The organism is Candidatus Binataceae bacterium (assembly GCA_035508495.1).
GTDB lineage: Bacteria > Desulfobacterota > Binatia > Binatales > Binataceae > JASHPB01.
Genome location: DATJMX010000014.1, coordinates 1 through 16,790, shown reverse-complemented (window position 1 = coordinate 16,790; position 16,790 = coordinate 1). Strand labels below are relative to the sequence as shown.

Annotated in this window: 15 protein-coding genes; 5 read left to right on the top strand and 10 right to left on the bottom strand. The window is 60.9% G+C overall.

Annotation, left to right across the window (positions count from 1 at the left end; translation table 11 throughout):
- Positions 1–23 precede the first annotated feature (23 nt).
- From VMA09_04390 to VMA09_04380, 3 genes are all read left to right on the top strand, one after another.
- Positions 24–866, top strand: coding sequence for a L,D-transpeptidase (locus VMA09_04390; GenBank protein HUA32818.1), 843 nt, complete (start codon positions 24–26; stop codon positions 864–866).
- 96 nt (positions 867–962) lie between these two features.
- A complete protein-coding gene (locus VMA09_04385; GenBank protein HUA32817.1) occupies positions 963–1,361 on the top strand; it encodes a nuclear transport factor 2 family protein in 399 nt (132 codons plus the stop codon).
- A gap of 28 nt (positions 1,362–1,389) precedes the next feature.
- Positions 1,390–2,343 carry a TIGR03560 family F420-dependent LLM class oxidoreductase gene (locus VMA09_04380; protein ID HUA32816.1) on the top strand — a complete coding sequence of 318 codons (954 nt, stop codon included), beginning with the start codon at positions 1,390–1,392 and terminating at the stop codon, positions 2,341–2,343.
- A 78-nt stretch (positions 2,344–2,421) separates the two neighbouring features.
- On the opposite strand, the gene VMA09_04375 is transcribed toward VMA09_04380, so the two are convergent.
- Genes VMA09_04375 through VMA09_04335 form a run of 9 tightly spaced genes read right to left on the bottom strand, consistent with a single transcriptional unit; the run spans position 2,422 to position 13,671 of the window.
- Complete coding sequence (locus VMA09_04375; protein ID HUA32815.1) at positions 2,422–3,243, bottom strand: cytochrome c oxidase assembly protein; 822 nt, start codon at positions 3,241–3,243, stop codon at positions 2,422–2,424.
- A 24-nt stretch (positions 3,244–3,267) separates the two neighbouring features.
- Positions 3,268–3,615 carry a cytochrome C oxidase subunit IV family protein gene (locus VMA09_04370; GenBank protein ID HUA32814.1) on the bottom strand — a complete coding sequence of 116 codons (348 nt, stop codon included), beginning with the start codon at positions 3,613–3,615 and terminating at the stop codon, positions 3,268–3,270.
- On the bottom strand, positions 3,612–6,086 hold the full coding sequence (gene ctaD, locus VMA09_04365; GenBank protein ID HUA32813.1) for a cytochrome c oxidase subunit I: 2,475 nt from the start codon (positions 6,084–6,086) through the stop codon (positions 3,612–3,614). Before ctaD ends, VMA09_04370 begins: the two co-directional genes overlap by 4 nt.
- 8 nt (positions 6,087–6,094) lie before the next feature.
- Positions 6,095–7,111: a cytochrome c oxidase subunit II gene (gene coxB / locus VMA09_04360; protein ID HUA32812.1), complete on the bottom strand. Its 1,017-nt coding sequence runs from the start codon at positions 7,109–7,111 to the stop codon at positions 6,095–6,097.
- Positions 7,108–8,337 carry a hypothetical protein gene (locus tag VMA09_04355; protein ID HUA32811.1) on the bottom strand — a complete coding sequence of 410 codons (1,230 nt, stop codon included), beginning with the start codon at positions 8,335–8,337 and terminating at the stop codon, positions 7,108–7,110. The genes coxB and VMA09_04355 overlap by 4 nt, the downstream gene beginning before the upstream one ends.
- Positions 8,338–8,373: 36 nt before the next feature.
- Positions 8,374–8,886 carry a DUF3341 domain-containing protein gene (locus VMA09_04350; GenBank protein HUA32810.1) on the bottom strand — a complete coding sequence of 171 codons (513 nt, stop codon included), beginning with the start codon at positions 8,884–8,886 and terminating at the stop codon, positions 8,374–8,376.
- On the bottom strand, positions 8,883–10,241 hold the full coding sequence (nrfD, locus tag VMA09_04345; protein ID HUA32809.1) for an NrfD/PsrC family molybdoenzyme membrane anchor subunit: 1,359 nt from the start codon (positions 10,239–10,241) through the stop codon (positions 8,883–8,885). The genes VMA09_04350 and nrfD overlap by 4 nt, the downstream gene beginning before the upstream one ends.
- The gene (locus VMA09_04340) at positions 10,242–13,133 is read right to left on the bottom strand and encodes a molybdopterin-dependent oxidoreductase (GenBank protein ID HUA32808.1); all 2,892 of its coding nucleotides are present in this window, start codon (positions 13,131–13,133) and stop codon (positions 10,242–10,244) included.
- A 13-nt stretch (positions 13,134–13,146) separates the two neighbouring features.
- Positions 13,147–13,671 carry a cytochrome c3 family protein gene (locus VMA09_04335; protein ID HUA32807.1) on the bottom strand — a complete coding sequence of 175 codons (525 nt, stop codon included), beginning with the start codon at positions 13,669–13,671 and terminating at the stop codon, positions 13,147–13,149.
- 560 nt (positions 13,672–14,231) lie between these two features.
- On the opposite strand from VMA09_04335, the gene VMA09_04330 reads away from it, so the two are divergent.
- A complete protein-coding gene (locus VMA09_04330) occupies positions 14,232–15,401 on the top strand; it encodes an LL-diaminopimelate aminotransferase (GenBank protein HUA32806.1) in 1,170 nt (389 codons plus the stop codon).
- Positions 15,402–15,409: 8 nt separating this feature from the next.
- Positions 15,410–15,961, top strand: a complete 552-nt coding sequence (gene folK, locus VMA09_04325) for a 2-amino-4-hydroxy-6-hydroxymethyldihydropteridine diphosphokinase (GenBank protein ID HUA32805.1) — start codon at positions 15,410–15,412, stop codon at positions 15,959–15,961.
- On the opposite strand, the gene VMA09_04320 is transcribed toward folK, so the two are convergent.
- Positions 15,962–16,624, bottom strand: a complete 663-nt coding sequence (locus VMA09_04320) for a tetratricopeptide repeat protein (GenBank protein ID HUA32804.1) — start codon at positions 16,622–16,624, stop codon at positions 15,962–15,964.
- Positions 16,625–16,790: the final 166 nt, after the last annotated feature.

The window sequence follows — 16,790 nt, the reverse complement described above, 5'->3', positions numbered from 1 at the left end:
AACCAACTGAGGGAAGGTTGCTGGTGGTGGAGAAGTCAACGTCATTTTTTTCAGTCGCCCTCGCCGCTATCTTTATGCTCTTGCTAGGATGCGCGAGCCTGGCCGTTGCCGATCCTTCGGCGGTCGATGGCACTCCGCCGATCACTGGCGGCGAAGCGGAGAAGCAGAATATCGTTCCGCAGGCGCCCTCTCAGATACTCCCGCACGAGGCTTACGTTCCGCCGCCCGATACTCCTGTTGCTCTGCCCACGCCCGCTCCTGAAGCCAACTCTAGCGCCTCGCAGTCTGGAGCTTCGAGCGCATCGGCGGCGCTCGACGGTGCCGGCGCCGAGGCCGCATCCAGGGCGAATGATCGCGAGCCGACGCCCGGTCTCTTGCTTTTCAAGCGCACGCGCGATCTGTCGTTTGCCGACCCGCTCAGTTGGTCGGTAATGGTTTACAAGAGCCGCCACATTCTCGTGGTTTACTACAAGGGCCGACGCTATCAGACCTATCACGCCGTGTTCGGGCGCAACCTCGACGATGGCGAAAAGGAATACGAGGGCGATCGCCGCACTCCCGAGGGCGTTTACACGATCATCGAGACGCATCGCAGCCGGCGCTGGCGATGGTTCCTGACGCTCAACTATCCGAACCTCGTGGACCGGCTGCGCTACTACGAGCTCGTCGATAGCGACGTCATCCCTATACATAACGGGCACGTGGTCGGCGTCGGCGGCCGCATCGGCATCCATGGCACGGATGATCCGGTGCTCAATCATGGCAACGTCAACTGGACCACGGGATGCATCTCGGTCGACAACGATGTAATCGACCAGCTTCATCGGCTGTTGCCGGTCGGCACGATCGTGATCATCAAGCCGTAATGTCTGCTGCTCCCTAAAATCAGGTTTACTCGCGCCCCGCATTGCGCCATCTAGGTAATACGCTCGCGGCCGTATCGCGGCGCGGAGGGCACTCCGATGGGCACTGCGGAAAACAAGGAACTGGTACGCGGATTCTTCGCCGATATCGCCAAGGGCAACCTCGATGGCGCGCTGAGCCGGCTGGCCGAGGATCTGCAATTCACCTTGATCGGAACCACCCGGCTTTCGGGCGTGTTCAAGAGCCGGCAGGAATTCGTTGACAAAGTGATGATGCCGCTCGGCTCGCAGCTCGACGGCGGACTCACGATCACGCCCGAGAACATCATCGCGGAAGGCGACTTCGTCGTGATGCAATCGCGCGGGCAGTCGAAAACGCGCAGCGGCGCTTCCTACAACAATACCTATTGCCAGGTGTTTCGAATCGGGGGCGGCAAAATCCAGGAAATGACCGAATACCTCGATACTGAGCTCGTTACCAAAGTTTTCGGCCAATAATCGATCGATAGTCACTCCCGGAGGGCAAATGGCTGATCATCCGATTCGTTTCGGCGTTCAGACTGCACAGCAGAATACCAGTTGGGAAGCACTGCGCGATTTCTGGGCCAGGGCGGACGACTGGGGCTACGACTCGCTATGGGTATTCGATCATTTCTATCCGATTTTTTCGCCCGACCCGGCTGGGCCGTGTTTCGAGGGATGGACCTTGCTCAGTGCGCTCAGCCAGAACACCAAGCGCGCCCGAATTGGCGCGCTCGTTAATGGCAATACCTATCGCAATCCGTGCCTGGTCGCGAAGATGTCGGCGACGCTCGATCATGCAAGCGGTGGCCGCTTCAACCTGGGCATCGGCGCAGGATGGTTCGAGCTCGAGCATCGGAGCCTGGGGTTCGATTTCAAGACGGTTGGTGGCCGCCTCGAGGGGCTCGACGAATCGTGCCAGATCATCAGGAGCATGTTCACCAACGACAAGACCACGCTCAAGGGAAAGCATTTCAACGTCGTTGACGCGGTATGCAATCCCAAGCCGGTGCAGAAGCATCTGCCCATGATGATCGGTGGACACGGCGAGAAGGTATTGCTGAAGCTCGTCGCGAAACACGCCGACATGTGGAACATGACCAATGCCGACGCGGGCGAAATGAAGAGGCTCATCGGCACTATCGAGCGCCACGGCGATACCGTCGGCCGCAATACTGACGAAATCGAGAAAACCCTGATGCTGGCGCTATGCTACAAGGCGCCCAAGCAGCGCGAGGAGACGCTCACATCGCTAATCGCGATGATGGCGCAGACGACGCCCGAAAAGGCCCGCGACCGAATCATTATCGGCAGCAAGCAGGAATGCATCGACAAGCTCGAGGGCTTCATCAAAGCCGGCGTTACTCACTTCATATTCATGCACAGCCCGCCGCTCAGCGACGAAAACGATATCCAGGCCTTCGCCGAGGACGTAGCACCGCAGTTCAGATCGCGCTGAAGAAATAGCAACTAGCTATTCCGCTTTGCACCCTCTCCTGCTGGTCCCCTCTCCTTATCCTAGGAGAGGGGATCAGAATTAGGCACTAGCGCGATGATGATCGGGGCGCACAACTCTCAGCTCGGGGCGGCCTGTGGGAGGCACCACTGGGATATCGTCGTCTTCGCGGCGTGACCATCTGAAGAAAATCAGCGTAAAGACGAACATCAGGTAGGTGCCCTGCCCGACCCACATCATGAGACCGCCGAGCACCTGGTCGTCGATCGGCTTGATGCCCCAGCCGTGCGCACCCTCGGCGTACCACGGGTAGATCACGTTCGTCGCGAGTGTGATCGGCGCGGCGACCGCCGTCATCGGGATCATCAGCAGGAACAAGTAGAGAATCTGCGCCGGGTACGAGAGGCGCGGCAGCTCTGGAATTGGACTCAGGATCGGCCACCACATGATGACGCCGGCGGTCATGAAGGTGAGATGCAGGAAGATGTGGAAATTCTCATCGCGGCACATCCGCTCGAAGATCGGCGGGAAGTGCGCCGTGACGAACACCGCCGCGAACGTCACGAACGCGACGACTGGATTAGTGAACAGCTTCGCGATCGGGTTGACGAATCGATTCGTCAGGATCGGCGCAATCATCCAGCCCGGCGTGCCGAGCAGCAGAAGCGGCGGAATCACGAAGGTCTGCAGCAGATGCTGCAGCATGTGCATCGCAAAGATGCGCTGGTCGGCCAGCTCGTCGAGCGTGGTGTGCGTGAACAGGATCGCGCCCATCGCAAGTGCAAACCACATCGCCTGACGGCGCGTCGGCTTGCGGCCGCATAGACGGCTCGCCAGCAGGTAAAGCCCGATCAGCGCCGCGACGCCGAGCGGGATACTGGGATGTTCGAAATACTCGTCCATTTGCCGGAACTCCCGGCGGCGCTCCTAGAGCGGCGTCGTAATCAGAAGATGATGCGACAGATACGCGAAGAGCAAAACCAGCGCGAGCAGCAACAGCGTCGCCATTATCAACGGAAAAATGAAGATGCCGCTGAGCAGCCATCCGTCGTACTTCAGATGCATGTAGAACATCGCGACCAGCACGAACTTCGCGCCTGACAGTACCAGCAGGAGAGGCACCAGCACGGGCCGCAATGCGTGTACGTAGAAGACAGTGACTTCCATCACGGTCAGCGCGACCAGGAACGCGGCGACGATCAGATAGGTCGCCGCGCCGGGATGATGAAGTTCCCCGGCCGGATGCTCAGTCATCACTTCAGCGGTTGCGCTCATGCTCCACTCACCGTCTGCATCAAGTACACCAAGGTAAAGATTACAATCCAGACCACGTCGACGAAATGCCAATAGAGGCCGGCCAGTTCGAGCGACAGCGCGCGCGACTTGCCGAGCTTGCCCATGAACGCCGCGACCAGCAGCACGCTGAGCCACAGCACGCCGATCGCGACGTGCGCGCCGTGGAATCCGACCAGAGTGAAGAACGACTGCGAGAACAGGTTGGTCGTGTAGCCCATGCCCTCATTATAGAAGTGCGTGAACTCGTAGACCTGGCCGCCCAGGAAGATCAGGCCGAAGAAGACCGTGCCGCCAAGCCAGATTTTTTCCCATCGGCGATCGCCGCGCTGCGTCGCCGCGAGCGCGAGCACCATCAGCAGCGAGCTCATCAGCAGGATGAACGTACTGAACGAGGTCAGCGGGATTTCGAGGATCTCGGGGCCCGGGTGACCAATGCTGCGTGACTTATAAACGATGAAAGTCGAGATCAGGCTCGCGAAGAACACGCACTCCGAGCCCAGGAAGGACCAGATGCCGACCTTGCGCACATCGATTCCGCCGGAGGACGGCGCATGCTCGGGATCGTGCGTCTCCCGTCCAAAGCCCGGATACTCGAAGGCCATTCCGATGATCGACAGAATCGCGGTCGCGGCGCCGATGAAAATGATGCGGTAGTAGCCGACGATCAGGCCGAGGCCCATCAGGCCGATCCCCAGGCTGATCACGAGCGGGAAGATCGATGGCGCTGGCATATGCACGTGCGACAGGTCGACCGGCCCTTCAGGCTCGGGCAGTTGGGGCGCCTGGCCTGAGACGTATGCCGCGACGCCGCGCGAACCGGCACGGCCGTATTTCAGGCTCCACCACGCATCGCGTCCGCGAATCGCGGGCAGCGTCGCGAAGTTGTACGCGGGCGGCGGCGAAGCGACCGACCATTCGAGGGTGCGGCCGTCCCATGGATCGGCAGGCGCCTTTTCGCCGCTCATCAGGCTGCGAATTATATTGATATAGAAAACCAGGAACGCGATTCCGAGGATGAACGCGCCCACGGTCTCGAGGCGGTTGAGGCCTTCCCAGCCGAGGTCAGCGCCGTAGGTATAGGTGCGCCGCGGCATCCCCCACATCCCAAGGAAATGCATCGGGAAGAAGGTCATGTTGAAGCCGATGACGGTGAGCCAGAAATGCAGCTTACCGAGGCCATCGCTCATCGTGCGGCCAGTGATCTTCGGCCACCAGTAGTAGAAGCCGCCGAGGATCGCGAACATCACGCCGCCGAACAGCACGTAATGGAAATGCGCGACGACGAAGTACGAGTCGGTCTGCTGCAGATCGATGGGCGCGCTCGCGTGCATGATTCCGCTGAGGCCGCCGATCGTGAATTCGAGCACCATGCCCAGTGCGAAGAAGAACGCAGTCGTCATCCGCAGCGAGCCGCCCCACACCGTCGCGATCCAGCTGAACACCTTGATACCGGTCGGGATCGCGATGAGCATCGAGGTGATCGCGAAGGCCGAGTCCGCCACCGGGCCCATGCCGGTCGCGAACATGTGATGGCCCCACACGCCGTATGACAGGAACGCGATCAGCACGATCGAGTACGCCATCATCGGATAGCCGAACAGCGGCTTGCGCGAGTTGGTCGGGATGATCTCCGAGATGATGCCGAAGGCGGGCAGCGCCATGATGTAAACTTCAGGATGACCGAAGAGCCAGAAGAGGTGCTGCCACAGAATCGGCGTCGCGCCCGCGGTCGAGACGTAAAAGTGCGTGCCGAAGAAGCGATCGAGGAGCAGGAAGATCAGGCCGACCGTAAGCGGCGGAAAGGCCAGCAGGATTAGGATCGACGTGATCATCAACGACCAGATGAACATCGGCATGCGCATGTAGCTCATGCCCGGCGCCCGCATCGTGACAATCGTCGTCAGGAAGTTGATGCCCGTCAGAACTGTCGAGGTACCCGAGACCAGCAGGCCGACGACCCACCAATCGACAGCGAGATCGGGCGAGTAGTAGCGCTCGGTCAGGTTCGCGTAGCCGAACCATCCGGCGTTCGGCAGGCCGCCGCGGATCCATCCGAGATGCAAAATGATCGCCGCCGTCAGCGCCATCCAGAAGCTGAGCGCATTGAGCCGCGGGAACGCGACGTCGCGCGCGCCGATCTGGAGCGGGATCATGAAGTTGCCGAAGGCGCCGAGCAGCAGCGGCATCACGACGAGGAAGACCATCGTCGTGCCGTGCATCGTGAACATCTCGTTGTAAGTCGCGGCGGTGATGAAATGATTGTCGGGCGACCAGAGCTGGATGCGGATCAGCATCGCCTCGATACCGCCGAAGACCAGGAAGATAAGTGCGCTCGCCAGGTACAGCACCGCGACGCGCTTATGATCGATCGTGGTCAGCCAGCTTAGTATGCCACCGCCTTCGAGGTAGCTCGGCTGAGGAATCGTAATCGGTTTTGGTTGGGCAGCCATGCGAGCTCCTACTTCAAGCTCTCAAGGTAAGCGACCAGGGCATCGAGCTTTTGCCCCGGCAGCAGGAGACCCGGCATATTCGCGCCGGGCTTGATTTCCTGAGGATCGGTAATCCATTTCTTGAGATTGTCGGGGTCGTTCTTGAGCACTCCGGCGGCAATCGTCGTGCGGCTGCCGATGTGCGTCAGGTTGGGTCCGAGATAACCCTTTGAGATGCCCTCGACGGTATGGCAGGCGGTGCACGGACTCGTCGCGAAAATCTTCGCGCCGTCGCTCGCTAATTGATCGTTGTCAGGAGGCTGAACTGCCCCGGCGAGCTGCGCCTTCTCCCACATCGCGAAATCGGTGGGCGTCTCCACAAAGGTGCGGAAGCGCATGTTCGCATGCGAGAGCCCGCAGAACTCGGCGCACTGGCCGGGATACATGCCCGGCACGGTTGCGATAAACGTCAGCTCGTTGATTTGGCCGGGCACGACGTCGCGTTTGCCGCCGAGCTGCGGCACCCAGAAGCTGTGAATGATATCGGCCGACTCGAGATGCAGTCGGATCGGCTGTCCGGTCGGGATATGCAGTTCGTTGGCGGTCTTGACGCCGTCGGGATAGTCGAACTCCCACCACCATTGATGCGCAACGACCTTGATCTCGAGCGATCCTTCGGGCGCCTTTGCCGGTTGCGAGCGGAAAATCGTTCGCACCGTCGGGATCGAGATCATTAAAAGGACAAGCGCCGGGCCGAGCGTCCATGCGACTTCCAGTTTCAAGTCAGAGGAGGCCTGGCTTGGCGGCGCGGCTTCTCCCGCGCGGGTCGAGAACACGAACACGGCAAGGAAGAACGCGACCAGCACGATCGCGAGGATGATCGCGTCCCACAACGTCACCTCGATAAAGAGGTGATGAATCCACTCGGCCATGTCGCTCTTGGGCGCGAGCGTCGTCATCGGCAGGTTCGCCGATTGCTCGCATCCCATGAGCGCCAGCACAGCCGCCGATAACATCGCGAGCGCGGCTCGTTTAGACCGAATCATTCGTCGTCTCCAACCGGCTCACCCGCGCTCGCCGCGGTCGCAACGCGGTTCAAGCCGGGAATCGCACAAAGAATAAACGCACCCAGGAAGCCGAGCGTGATCAAGAGCTGCGTCAGCCCGAACGGGATCGCGTCGAGCGACAGCGACGGCACCACCAGCACATAGCGCTCCAGCCACATCCCAATGAGGCCGACGAATGCGACGCCGCCCAGGATCGCGGGCGTCTGTTTGGCCTTCACGCTCATCAGCACGATGAACGGGATGACGAAGATCATGATCGCGCAGGCCAGTGAGAGCGGCGACCACGGCATATGATGCACGCGCTGGACGATGAAGAACGTCTCGACCGGCAGGTCGCCGTACCAGATCACGATGTACTGCGAGAAGAGCAGGTATACCCAGAACACCGAGAACGCGAACACGAACTTGCCGAGGTCGTGCAGCACCTTGGGCTTGGTAAACGTGTTGCCGGGCTTGAGTCGCCCGCGCAGGAGCACCGCGCAAAATGCCATCGCCACGACACCGCTCCAGAACGCGCCCGCCAGGAAGAACCATCCGAACAGCGTGCTGCGCCAGACCGGTGCCAGCGACATCACGAGATCGATGCCGAACATCGAATAAATGAAGACGTAACCGATCGCCAGAGCTGGTCCGACACGCCAGATAATCGGCGGAGGGAAGTCGATCGTCTCGGGAGAGAGGATCCACATGCGTGCTTTGTCGCCGCGCGAGAACCGTACGAGGATCGTGCTCATGAGCGCCAGGAGGAAAAAGCCGAGGCCATCGCGCAGAAACAGGAACGGCGTGTTGAGGTAGGCCGCCTTGTGCGCGATCGGATGCAGCACCCACGGGAAGATCACGGCCCGGCCGAAAAAGAGTCCCCAGAAGAGCGCGAACCCGACCCACAGGAACGGCAGGAAGGCCTCGGCGAGGCGATACTGCGTGGTGCCCGCCCATCGCGCCTGAGTCAGGTAGTAAGCGGCTGACGCAACCATCGCGCCCTGCGCAACGCCGGTGAAATACAAAAGACCGACGAGATAGGCTTCCCAGACCGTGGCCGCGTCGCCGCGCATGATTCCCATCGCGAAGCCGATCACGCCGAGAACGACGAGAATCGCACCGACGACGCCCGTGGCAGTGCCAACGACCGCGACCGGTTCATAGCGCAGGTTAGCGATCACCTCAGCGCGGCTCGGGCCGCCCGCGGCATGTACATTGGCGCTCATCTCAAGACCGCCTCGCTGGATGAAGAAGAAAAATCGCTAAGCGGCTTCACTGGTTACCTCTTCTGCGCCCGCGGTCCTCATCAACCCTTCGATCAACGAGCGATTCTCCTCATCGCAATGGACCGCCAGACCGAAAGCGTCACCGGTGAAGCGATCCTTGAAACCCTCGGCCGGCTCCAGCGCGGGCACGCCTGAAAATCCCAGGAAGCCGAGAAAACCGAAGATACCGCCGAACAGGATCATGAGCTCGAAGCAGATCACGATGAACGGCGGCCACGAAATCAGCGGCTTGCCGCCGGCATTGAGATGCCATTCGTAGGACGTGCCGATCGTTATCGCGAGGCCGGTGAGCACGCCGGAGATTCCGCCCGTCAGGGAGACCCAGCGCGCCCGGCTTTTCGGCTTGCCGATTGCGTGCGCCACGATATGGCTCGGGAAGGGCGAGAACGTCCTGAACTGCGAGATATTCGCGGCGCGCAGTTCCTCGATCGCATGCGCGCACTGCTCCTCTTCCGCGAAGCTTCCGACGATGACGACGGCGTTGCTCATGCCGCCCTCGAGTAGTCCTTTTTGAGCGCGCGGCGCAGGAAGCTCAGGCCTTCCTTCATCTCAGTCATCGAAATGATCGGCGCGAATCTCGTGAACAGCGAGAACAGGCCCAGGAACCACGCGAAGCTGCCGACGGTGATCATGATTTCCGTGATCGACGGCGTGTAAGGGCCCCACTGCGAGGGTTCGAAGTTGACGCGCAGCGAGCCCGCGATAATTACGAAGCGCTCGAACCACATCCCGATGTTCACGAAAATCGTGATGATCCAGAGCGCCGTCAGGTTGACGCGGATCTTCTGCGAGAAGAGCAGCAGCGGGATGACGCAGTTGCAGGCCACCATCGTCCACCACATCCAGCCCCACGGCCCAAAGTAGCGCATATGAAAGGTCATCTGCTCGATCGGATCGCCGGAGTACCACGTCATGAATGTTTCAGTGAGGTACGAGTACGACACGATAAGCGAAGTGAGCAGAACAACTTTCGCGAGGTTGTCGAAATGCCACGGCGTCAGCAGCTCCTCGAGGCCCAGCATCTTGCGCATCGGGATGAGGAGCGTCATGACCATCGCAACGCCGGAAAAAATCGCGCCCGCGACGAAGTACGGCGCGAAGATCGTGCTGTGCCAGCCCGGTAGCTGCGCCATCGCGAAGTCCCATGACACGACCGAGTGAACCGACAGCACGAGCGGCGTCGCGAGCCCCGCCATCAAGAGGTAGATCATCGAATAGTGGCGCCACTGGCGATCCGTGCCCTGCCAGCCCATCGCGAGCACGGTGAAGATTTGCTTGCGGATACCGACCGCCTTGTCGCGGATACTCGCGAAGTCGGGGATCAGACCCATCGTCCAGAAGAGCGCGCTGATTGTCAGGTAGGTGCTGACGGCGAAGGCGTCCCATACCAGCGGCGAGCGGAAGTCCGGCTGCAGATAGCGCTCATTGGGATAGGGCAGCAGCCAGTACGCGAACCATACGCGGCCAAGGTGGATCAGCGGGAAGAGGCCCGCGGTCGCGACGGCGAAGATCGTCATCGTCTCGGCGGCGCGATACACCGCCGTGCGCCAGCGCGTGCGGAACAGGAACAGTATCGCCGAGATCAGCGTGCCCGAGTGCGCGATACCGACCCAGAAGACGAAGTTCGTGATGTATATCGCCCACATGACGGGCTGGCGCAGTCCCGTCACTCCCAGGCCGTTGTAGATTTGGCGCGTCCACAGCGCGGCGGCGATACCGACGAGCGTGAAGCAGAAGCCGACCCACGCCCAATAGAGGAGCCCGGGCGGCTCCATGACCTTGAGCACGTTGCGATCGACGTCGGCAAAAGACGGCTCGGCGATCTGCTTGGGTACGGCAGCCACTTACGCTTTTCCTTTCTCGCGATAGATATCGCGCAGGTAGACGATTGCGGGTTGAGTATTGAGCTCTTCGAGGGAGCGGTAGTCGCGAACTTTGTTGAGCTCGCGCCGCTGCATCATCGCACTCGAGGAATCCTTGATATCGCCAAAAGTGATCGCCTTGGCGGGACAGGCTTGCGCGCAGGCCGGCGTGATTTCGCCGTCGCGCACCGGTCGCGACTCCTGCATCGCATCGAGCTCGCCGTACTGGATTCGCTGCACGCAGAAGGTGCACTTTTCCATCACGCCCGCGCTGCGCACGGTCACATCGGGGTTGAGCTGCAGATTCATCGGCGCCGGAAAGTCGTATTGGAAATAGTTGAAGCGCCGGACCTTGTACGGACAGTTGTTCTCGCAGTAACGAGTTCCGACGCAGCGGTTATAGACCTGGCCGTTGAGGCCTTCCTGAGTATGGTAGGCCGCGAACACGGGACACACCGGCTCGCACGGTGCGTGATCGCACTGCTGACAGAGCATCGGCGCGAGATAAAGCTGCGGCGCGTGGTCCTTCTCGTGCTCCTCGGGGTAGTAGCGCTCGATTCGGATCCACGACATGATCCGCCCCTCGTCAACCCGCTCCTTGCCAACCACTGGAACGTTGTTCTCGGCGTAGCAGGCGGCGACGCAGGCACTGCATCCGGTGCACGAGTTGACATCGATCGTCATGCCCCACTTGTGCTTGGGGTAATCCCAGGCCGGATAAAATTCGTATGGGCCTTTGACTTCTTCTTCGTTGCTCTCGGGAACTTCGCCGCGCGCGAGCTGCTCAACGCTGATCGCTTCGATAATCGAGCGTCCCAGCATCTCGCTCTTGCCGAGCGGCGTGACGAGCTTGCGCGAATCTCCCGTCGCGCGGGCATTCACGGCGCCGGTCGTGCGTGTCGCCGCCAGGATCACCCACGGATTTCCGCCGACGTTGGTCGCGTAGCGGCCGTATGCCGTATGGCCTTGGCCGAACGGCACCGCGACAACCCCCGGCGCGACGGTATCGCGCACCAAGGCGGGCGCGAGCATCACGCCCTGATCGGTCTTCAGCTCTACGATCGCATCCTGCACGATTCCGAGTTTGGAAGCGGTGTCGGGATGAATCTCAGCCCAGTTGTCCCAGACGATCTGCGTGACGGGCTCGGGAATCTCCTGCAGCCACGGCTTATCCGCTCCGCGTCCGTCGTAGAGGAAGATATGCGGATAAGCGTAGAGCGAAAGCTCGCGCGGCTGCCTCGGCGCGGGCGCCTGCACGTTGGCGAGGTTGAGTTTTACAGTCGAGACCTGCTGGTCCTGGTAGAGGCCGCCTTCGCGGCGCGCTTTCACCCAGAAATCGTCGAACGAACCGCCCGCCTTCGCGCCGAGCGCCTGCCACGCCGCCTTGACCGCGTCGGCAGTCGTCGCCCAGGTCGGATTCTTCGTGGTGCCGAGCAGCACGTCGCCGAGCGCTTTGCTCTGGAAGACGGGCTGCATGACGGGCTGGCCGAGGCCATTAACACCTGCGCGCGCATTCGTATCGCGCCAGGTCTCGAGCGGGTGATGCGCGGGGAGCAGCAGATTCGCCATCCCGGCGGTCTCATCAGGCACACCGCCCGCCCACACCACTGTTGGGACTTTCTGCAGCGCCTCGGCAACGCGGTAATCCGACGGCATCGAGTAGACGGGATTCGCACCCGCAACCACGAGCACGTCGACTTTGCCGTCGCGCATCGCATCGACCAGCGCCTTTACCTCGTCCGTGGAACTGACGGACGCATCGGGGGCGCCGTCGAGGTACATGATCGTCTTGCCGAAGTTGCCGGTGACGGAATTCAGGATGAGCGCCGCGTAATGAGCTGCGGGATCATCAGTGCCGGCGATCGCAAGCGCGCCATCGGCCTTGCCGAAGGCCTCGCCAATGCGATTGATCGTATCGACTGGCACGCCGGTGCGCTGGCTGACCGTTGCGGGATCGTAATTGGCGACGAGAGTGCCGAGCGCGTTGAGATCGACGCCGGAGTTCTGCGAAACCCAGCGCTGCTTGAGCATCACGTTCAGCACGGCGAACGCAATATCAGTCTCGGCGCCGGGAGCCACTCCGACCCATTCATCGCACTTGCCGGCCGTCATGCTGAGACGCGGCCCGACATAGAACGAGCGGCCGATCGTCAGCGCTCCGCGGCGGTCCCTGGGTGCGCGAAACTGCGCGTACTGGCGGTTGAATTCGACGGGCGAGATCCAGGTCTCGAGGAAGTTGGCGCCAAACGACACCAGCACCTCGGCTTGATCGATTCGAAATTGCGGGATGTCTTTGCGGCCGAAGAGCGCCTGCGACGCTTCGCGCATGCCTTCGTTGTTGAGAGGAGCGTAGAAAACGGCGCGGCTCGAATTGTTGGCCGCGGTCCAGGCCTCGACGATCTTGCGGAATGTAGGTCCCTGGGGAAGCCCGAGGAACGCGACGCGATCCTTGCCGGCCTTGGAGGCGGTATCGAGCTTGTCGCCAAGAGTCTTTAGCGCTTCGTCCCATTCGATCTTCGTGAGCGCGCCGGTGCCGTCGCGTTTCTGCGGAAATGCCAACCGATCGGGATTGTAGAGGCCCTGCAGACCCGCCTGGCCGCGCGCGCAAATCGAACCCGAGCTGATGGGATCGGCGGGATTGCCATCGAGATGGGTCGCGCGGCCCTCGCGCACGGTCGCAATCAAACCGCATTGCGCGGGGCATTCGTTACACGTCGTCGCAAAGAAACTCGGGATACCGGCGCTGACGTTCTTGTCGGGAACAACATAGGGGACGAGCTTGCGCGCGGCGGGCTCGCAGCCGGGAATCGCCGCGGCCGCTCCTGCCCCTGCAGCAACCTTCAAAAACGAGCGCCTGGAAAGCCCCTCTGGCATCAAATTCCTCATCTCAGTGATGGCACGCGACGCAGTCGAGTGTCGCCTTCCTTTGCGTATGGCAATCGACGCAGAAGCCCATGTTGATCTGCTTGGCCGGGACCACCCGATCCATCGTTTCCACCGGACCATGGCAGGTCTGGCAGGCGACGCCATTGAAAATATGCGGGCGATGCGGGAAGCGCACGAAATCGGGCAGCGTATAGACGCGATTCCATTGAATTTCGAACGGCGCCCGCCGATCGTCGGTCCAGGCCCGCGTCACCGGCTCGATACCGGCGGCAGGCGTGCCAGCGATATTGTTGCCGTGGCATCCGACGCATCGCGCGACCGAGGGAATCCCCGGCTCGGAGGAGCGCGAGGCCAAATTGTGACAGTACTGGCAGGGGATTTTGTTCACCCCGGCATGCAGGCGGTGGCTGAACGGTATCGGCTGCTCGACGTCGGCCCGCGGCTCCCATGGCCTTTGCGAGAATGCGAGCGCGCCGAGACCCGTGATCAGCATCAACAAGGCAAGCGGGAGCACTATGCGGTTCATCGTCACGGCGGACCGACTTTCCGAACTACTGCCGCACCGCGCGGTTCACACTGGAACCGAGGGGCGGGAAAATCACTATCGTTGACGAACCCAACTGCGAGGCAAAAAGAGCGTCTGGTGGAGGTGCTTCCTTGATGATGTTCACAACTGAAAACTCAATCGCGGTCTCGGTGTTACTTGCGACCGTCAAAAATTTCTAACAATACGGCCATCGCTAATCAAGTAAACGTTATGGCACCCGGTATTCCATACCTGTCTGCGCGCGGCAGATCCGCGGCACACGACGCTACAAGGAGCCCTACTGGACTGGATTTTCCGCAAACGACAGGTCCGCATCGGGACCAAAGACGCACGACAGAAAAGACCGTCCGTGGCAGAGCTTAATATTCGGATCGAGCGGCTGAGGCAAATCCCCGGCCCGCCATCCAATGCACATGCGAAGCGCGCAACTGTGGATTTATGCACGCGCACAAGGGCGGGCGAAATGCGCCGGAGTTTCGACGGGCGCCGAAGTGTGTTAGTTAAATCCTGACTCTGTTTGGTTGAGGCTGCTTCGACAGGTGCAAATCAAAACCGCTTCCCGGCTTTCACTCTTACCGCCCTACCTTTTCGCCGAACTCGATCGGTTGAAAAGAGAAGTCGCACAAAAGGGCATTGATGTGATTAGCCTCGGAATCGGCGATCCCGACCTGCCAACCCCGTCCCATATCGTCGAAAGCCTCAAGCGCGCCGCGGATAAAACCGCCAATCATCGCTATCCCGACTACGAAGGTCTGCCCGAGTTCCGCGCTGCCGCGGCCAACTGGTTCAACCGGCGCTTCGGGCACCGCTTCGACCCAAATACCGAAGTTTGCGCCCTCATCGGCTCGAAGGAAGGTATCGCCAACTTCTCAACCGCCGTCGTCGATCCGGGCGATATCGTGCTCATCCCCGATCCCGGCTACCCGGTGTACTACTCGGGATGCGTCTTCAATGGCGGCGAACCCTACTTCCTGACATTGCGCAAGGAAAACGGCTTCAAGCCCGACCTCGAGGCGATTCCCTCCGAGGTCGCCAAGCGCGCCAAGCTGCTGTGGCTCAATTATCCCAACAATCCCACCGGCGCGACCGCCGATCGCTCGTTCTTCGAGCAGGCGGTCAAGTTCTGCCTCGCTAACAACGTCATCCTCGCCCATGACAGCGCTTATTCCGAGATTGCCTACGACGGCTATCGCGCGCCGAGCATCTTCGACGTCGAGGGCTCCCGCGATTGCGCGATCGAATTCCAGTCGCTGTCGAAGACCTTCTCGATGACCGGATGGCGGGTAGGATTCGCGATCGGCAACGCGCAGCTCATCGCGGCGCTCGGCAAAGTCAAAACCAACATGGATTCGGGCGTCTTCCAGGCCGTGCAGGAAGCCGCCATGACCGCGCTCGAAGGGGGCGACGGCGACAAGCTCGCCCAGTATTGCGCGATCTACAAGGAACGGCGCGACCAGGTGGTCGGTGCGCTGCGCGCGCTCGGCCTCGAATGCGATCCGCCGCGCGCGACCTTCTACATCTGGGCCCGCGTCCCGCATGGCTACACTTCCAAGTCGTTAGCAGAAAGAGTGCTCAAGGAAGCCGGGGTAGTGATCACGCCCGGCTCCGGTTTCGGTAAGGGTGGTGAGGGGTACGTCCGCTTGTCTCTGACTGTGTCGAGCGAACGTTTAAAAGAGGCTGTGGACCGAATAAAAGCGCTTCGACTGTAACGGCGAGGATGCCCAATAGGGCTTTCATCGGAATAGGCACCAACTTAGGCGATCGAGCCGCCAATTATCGTGAGGCGATTCAACGCATCGCCGCGATCCCGGAAACGCGGGTCGTGCGCCAATCCTCGATCTACGAGACCGAGCCGGTCGGCGATCTGAAAGGCGCATTCCTGAACGGAGTGATCGAAGTAGAGACCGAGCTTCAGGCCGAAGCGCTGATAAAGCGGATGCTCACCGCCGAGCGTATCATGGGCCGCAAGCGCGTGCGCGGCAAAAAGCCGTCTCGGGGCAAGTATAAACCGCGTGTCATCGACCTCGACCTGCTCTTCTTCAACAAGGAAACGATCAAGACCCGCCTCCTCGAGGTGCCGCATCCGCGCCTGCACGAGCGCAAATTCGTGCTCGCCCCGATGGCCGAGCTGGCGCCCACTCTTATCCATCCCAAGCTGAACGTCTCGATAAGCGAGATGCTGTCGCACCTGAAATCGCCCTACCGAGTAAGCCTCGCCCGCGCGGACGTCCTGCGGCCGCCGCAGCCGTCGCGGGCCCTCGTGCACTAGTCATTCGCTCCAGCGAATTTCGAATAATCTTACCCGCAACATTCGCAAGCGGGCGGATTTCAGCCGCAGCCGCCGGATGGCGCAGTGGGGATGGGCGGTCATCCAGCTGTTGGGAAAGCATTCGACGCCGCCGCCGGGCAATACTTTTTGATCGGTACAAACCGTGGCGAGGTTGTTCCAATAACTGGGGCGCTCAGGCGCAAGCTGGGTCGCCCGCGATAATGCGTCTGCCGCCTGCTGATATCGGCCGCTCGCAGCGTAAACCTGTCCCAATGCGTTCCAGGCCTCAGGCCAGTTCGGATTGATGCTGACTGCGTGTTTAAAAGCAGGCGCCGCGCTTGCCGGATCGTTCAAACCGATCCCATAGGTATTGCCGAGATAAAACCACGCGGTCGCATTCTCAGGCTCCGCCTGTGTCCATCCCTGCGCATACGAGAGCAGCCCATTCCAATCTTTCGATTGCACGTAAGCATTGGCGCCCTGCACCGAATAGCCCTGTGCGAAGGAAGAGTTTGCGATCGGGACGAGTACTAACAAAGGAAGTCCACTTGCAGTGTGACCTTTTCTAATCGCCATCGCATGGCTCGACTTGGCAAGGGGGAGGTTGAACGCTGGCGTCCAGCGGATATCAAAGACCTGTGGCGTTCGTGGAATGCCTGGCAATCACGTCTCCCCGACCCTCTCCTTATCCTAGGAGAGGGAGCTCAGCGATGAGCATCGGGAGATGGAGATGAAGTTCAATTCGCGGCGGCGCTATCGGCCTGGCGTTGCGCTATCAGTTTGTCAAGTTCGGTGCGGAGCTTGGGCAGAACCTCATCGTAGCCGAAGA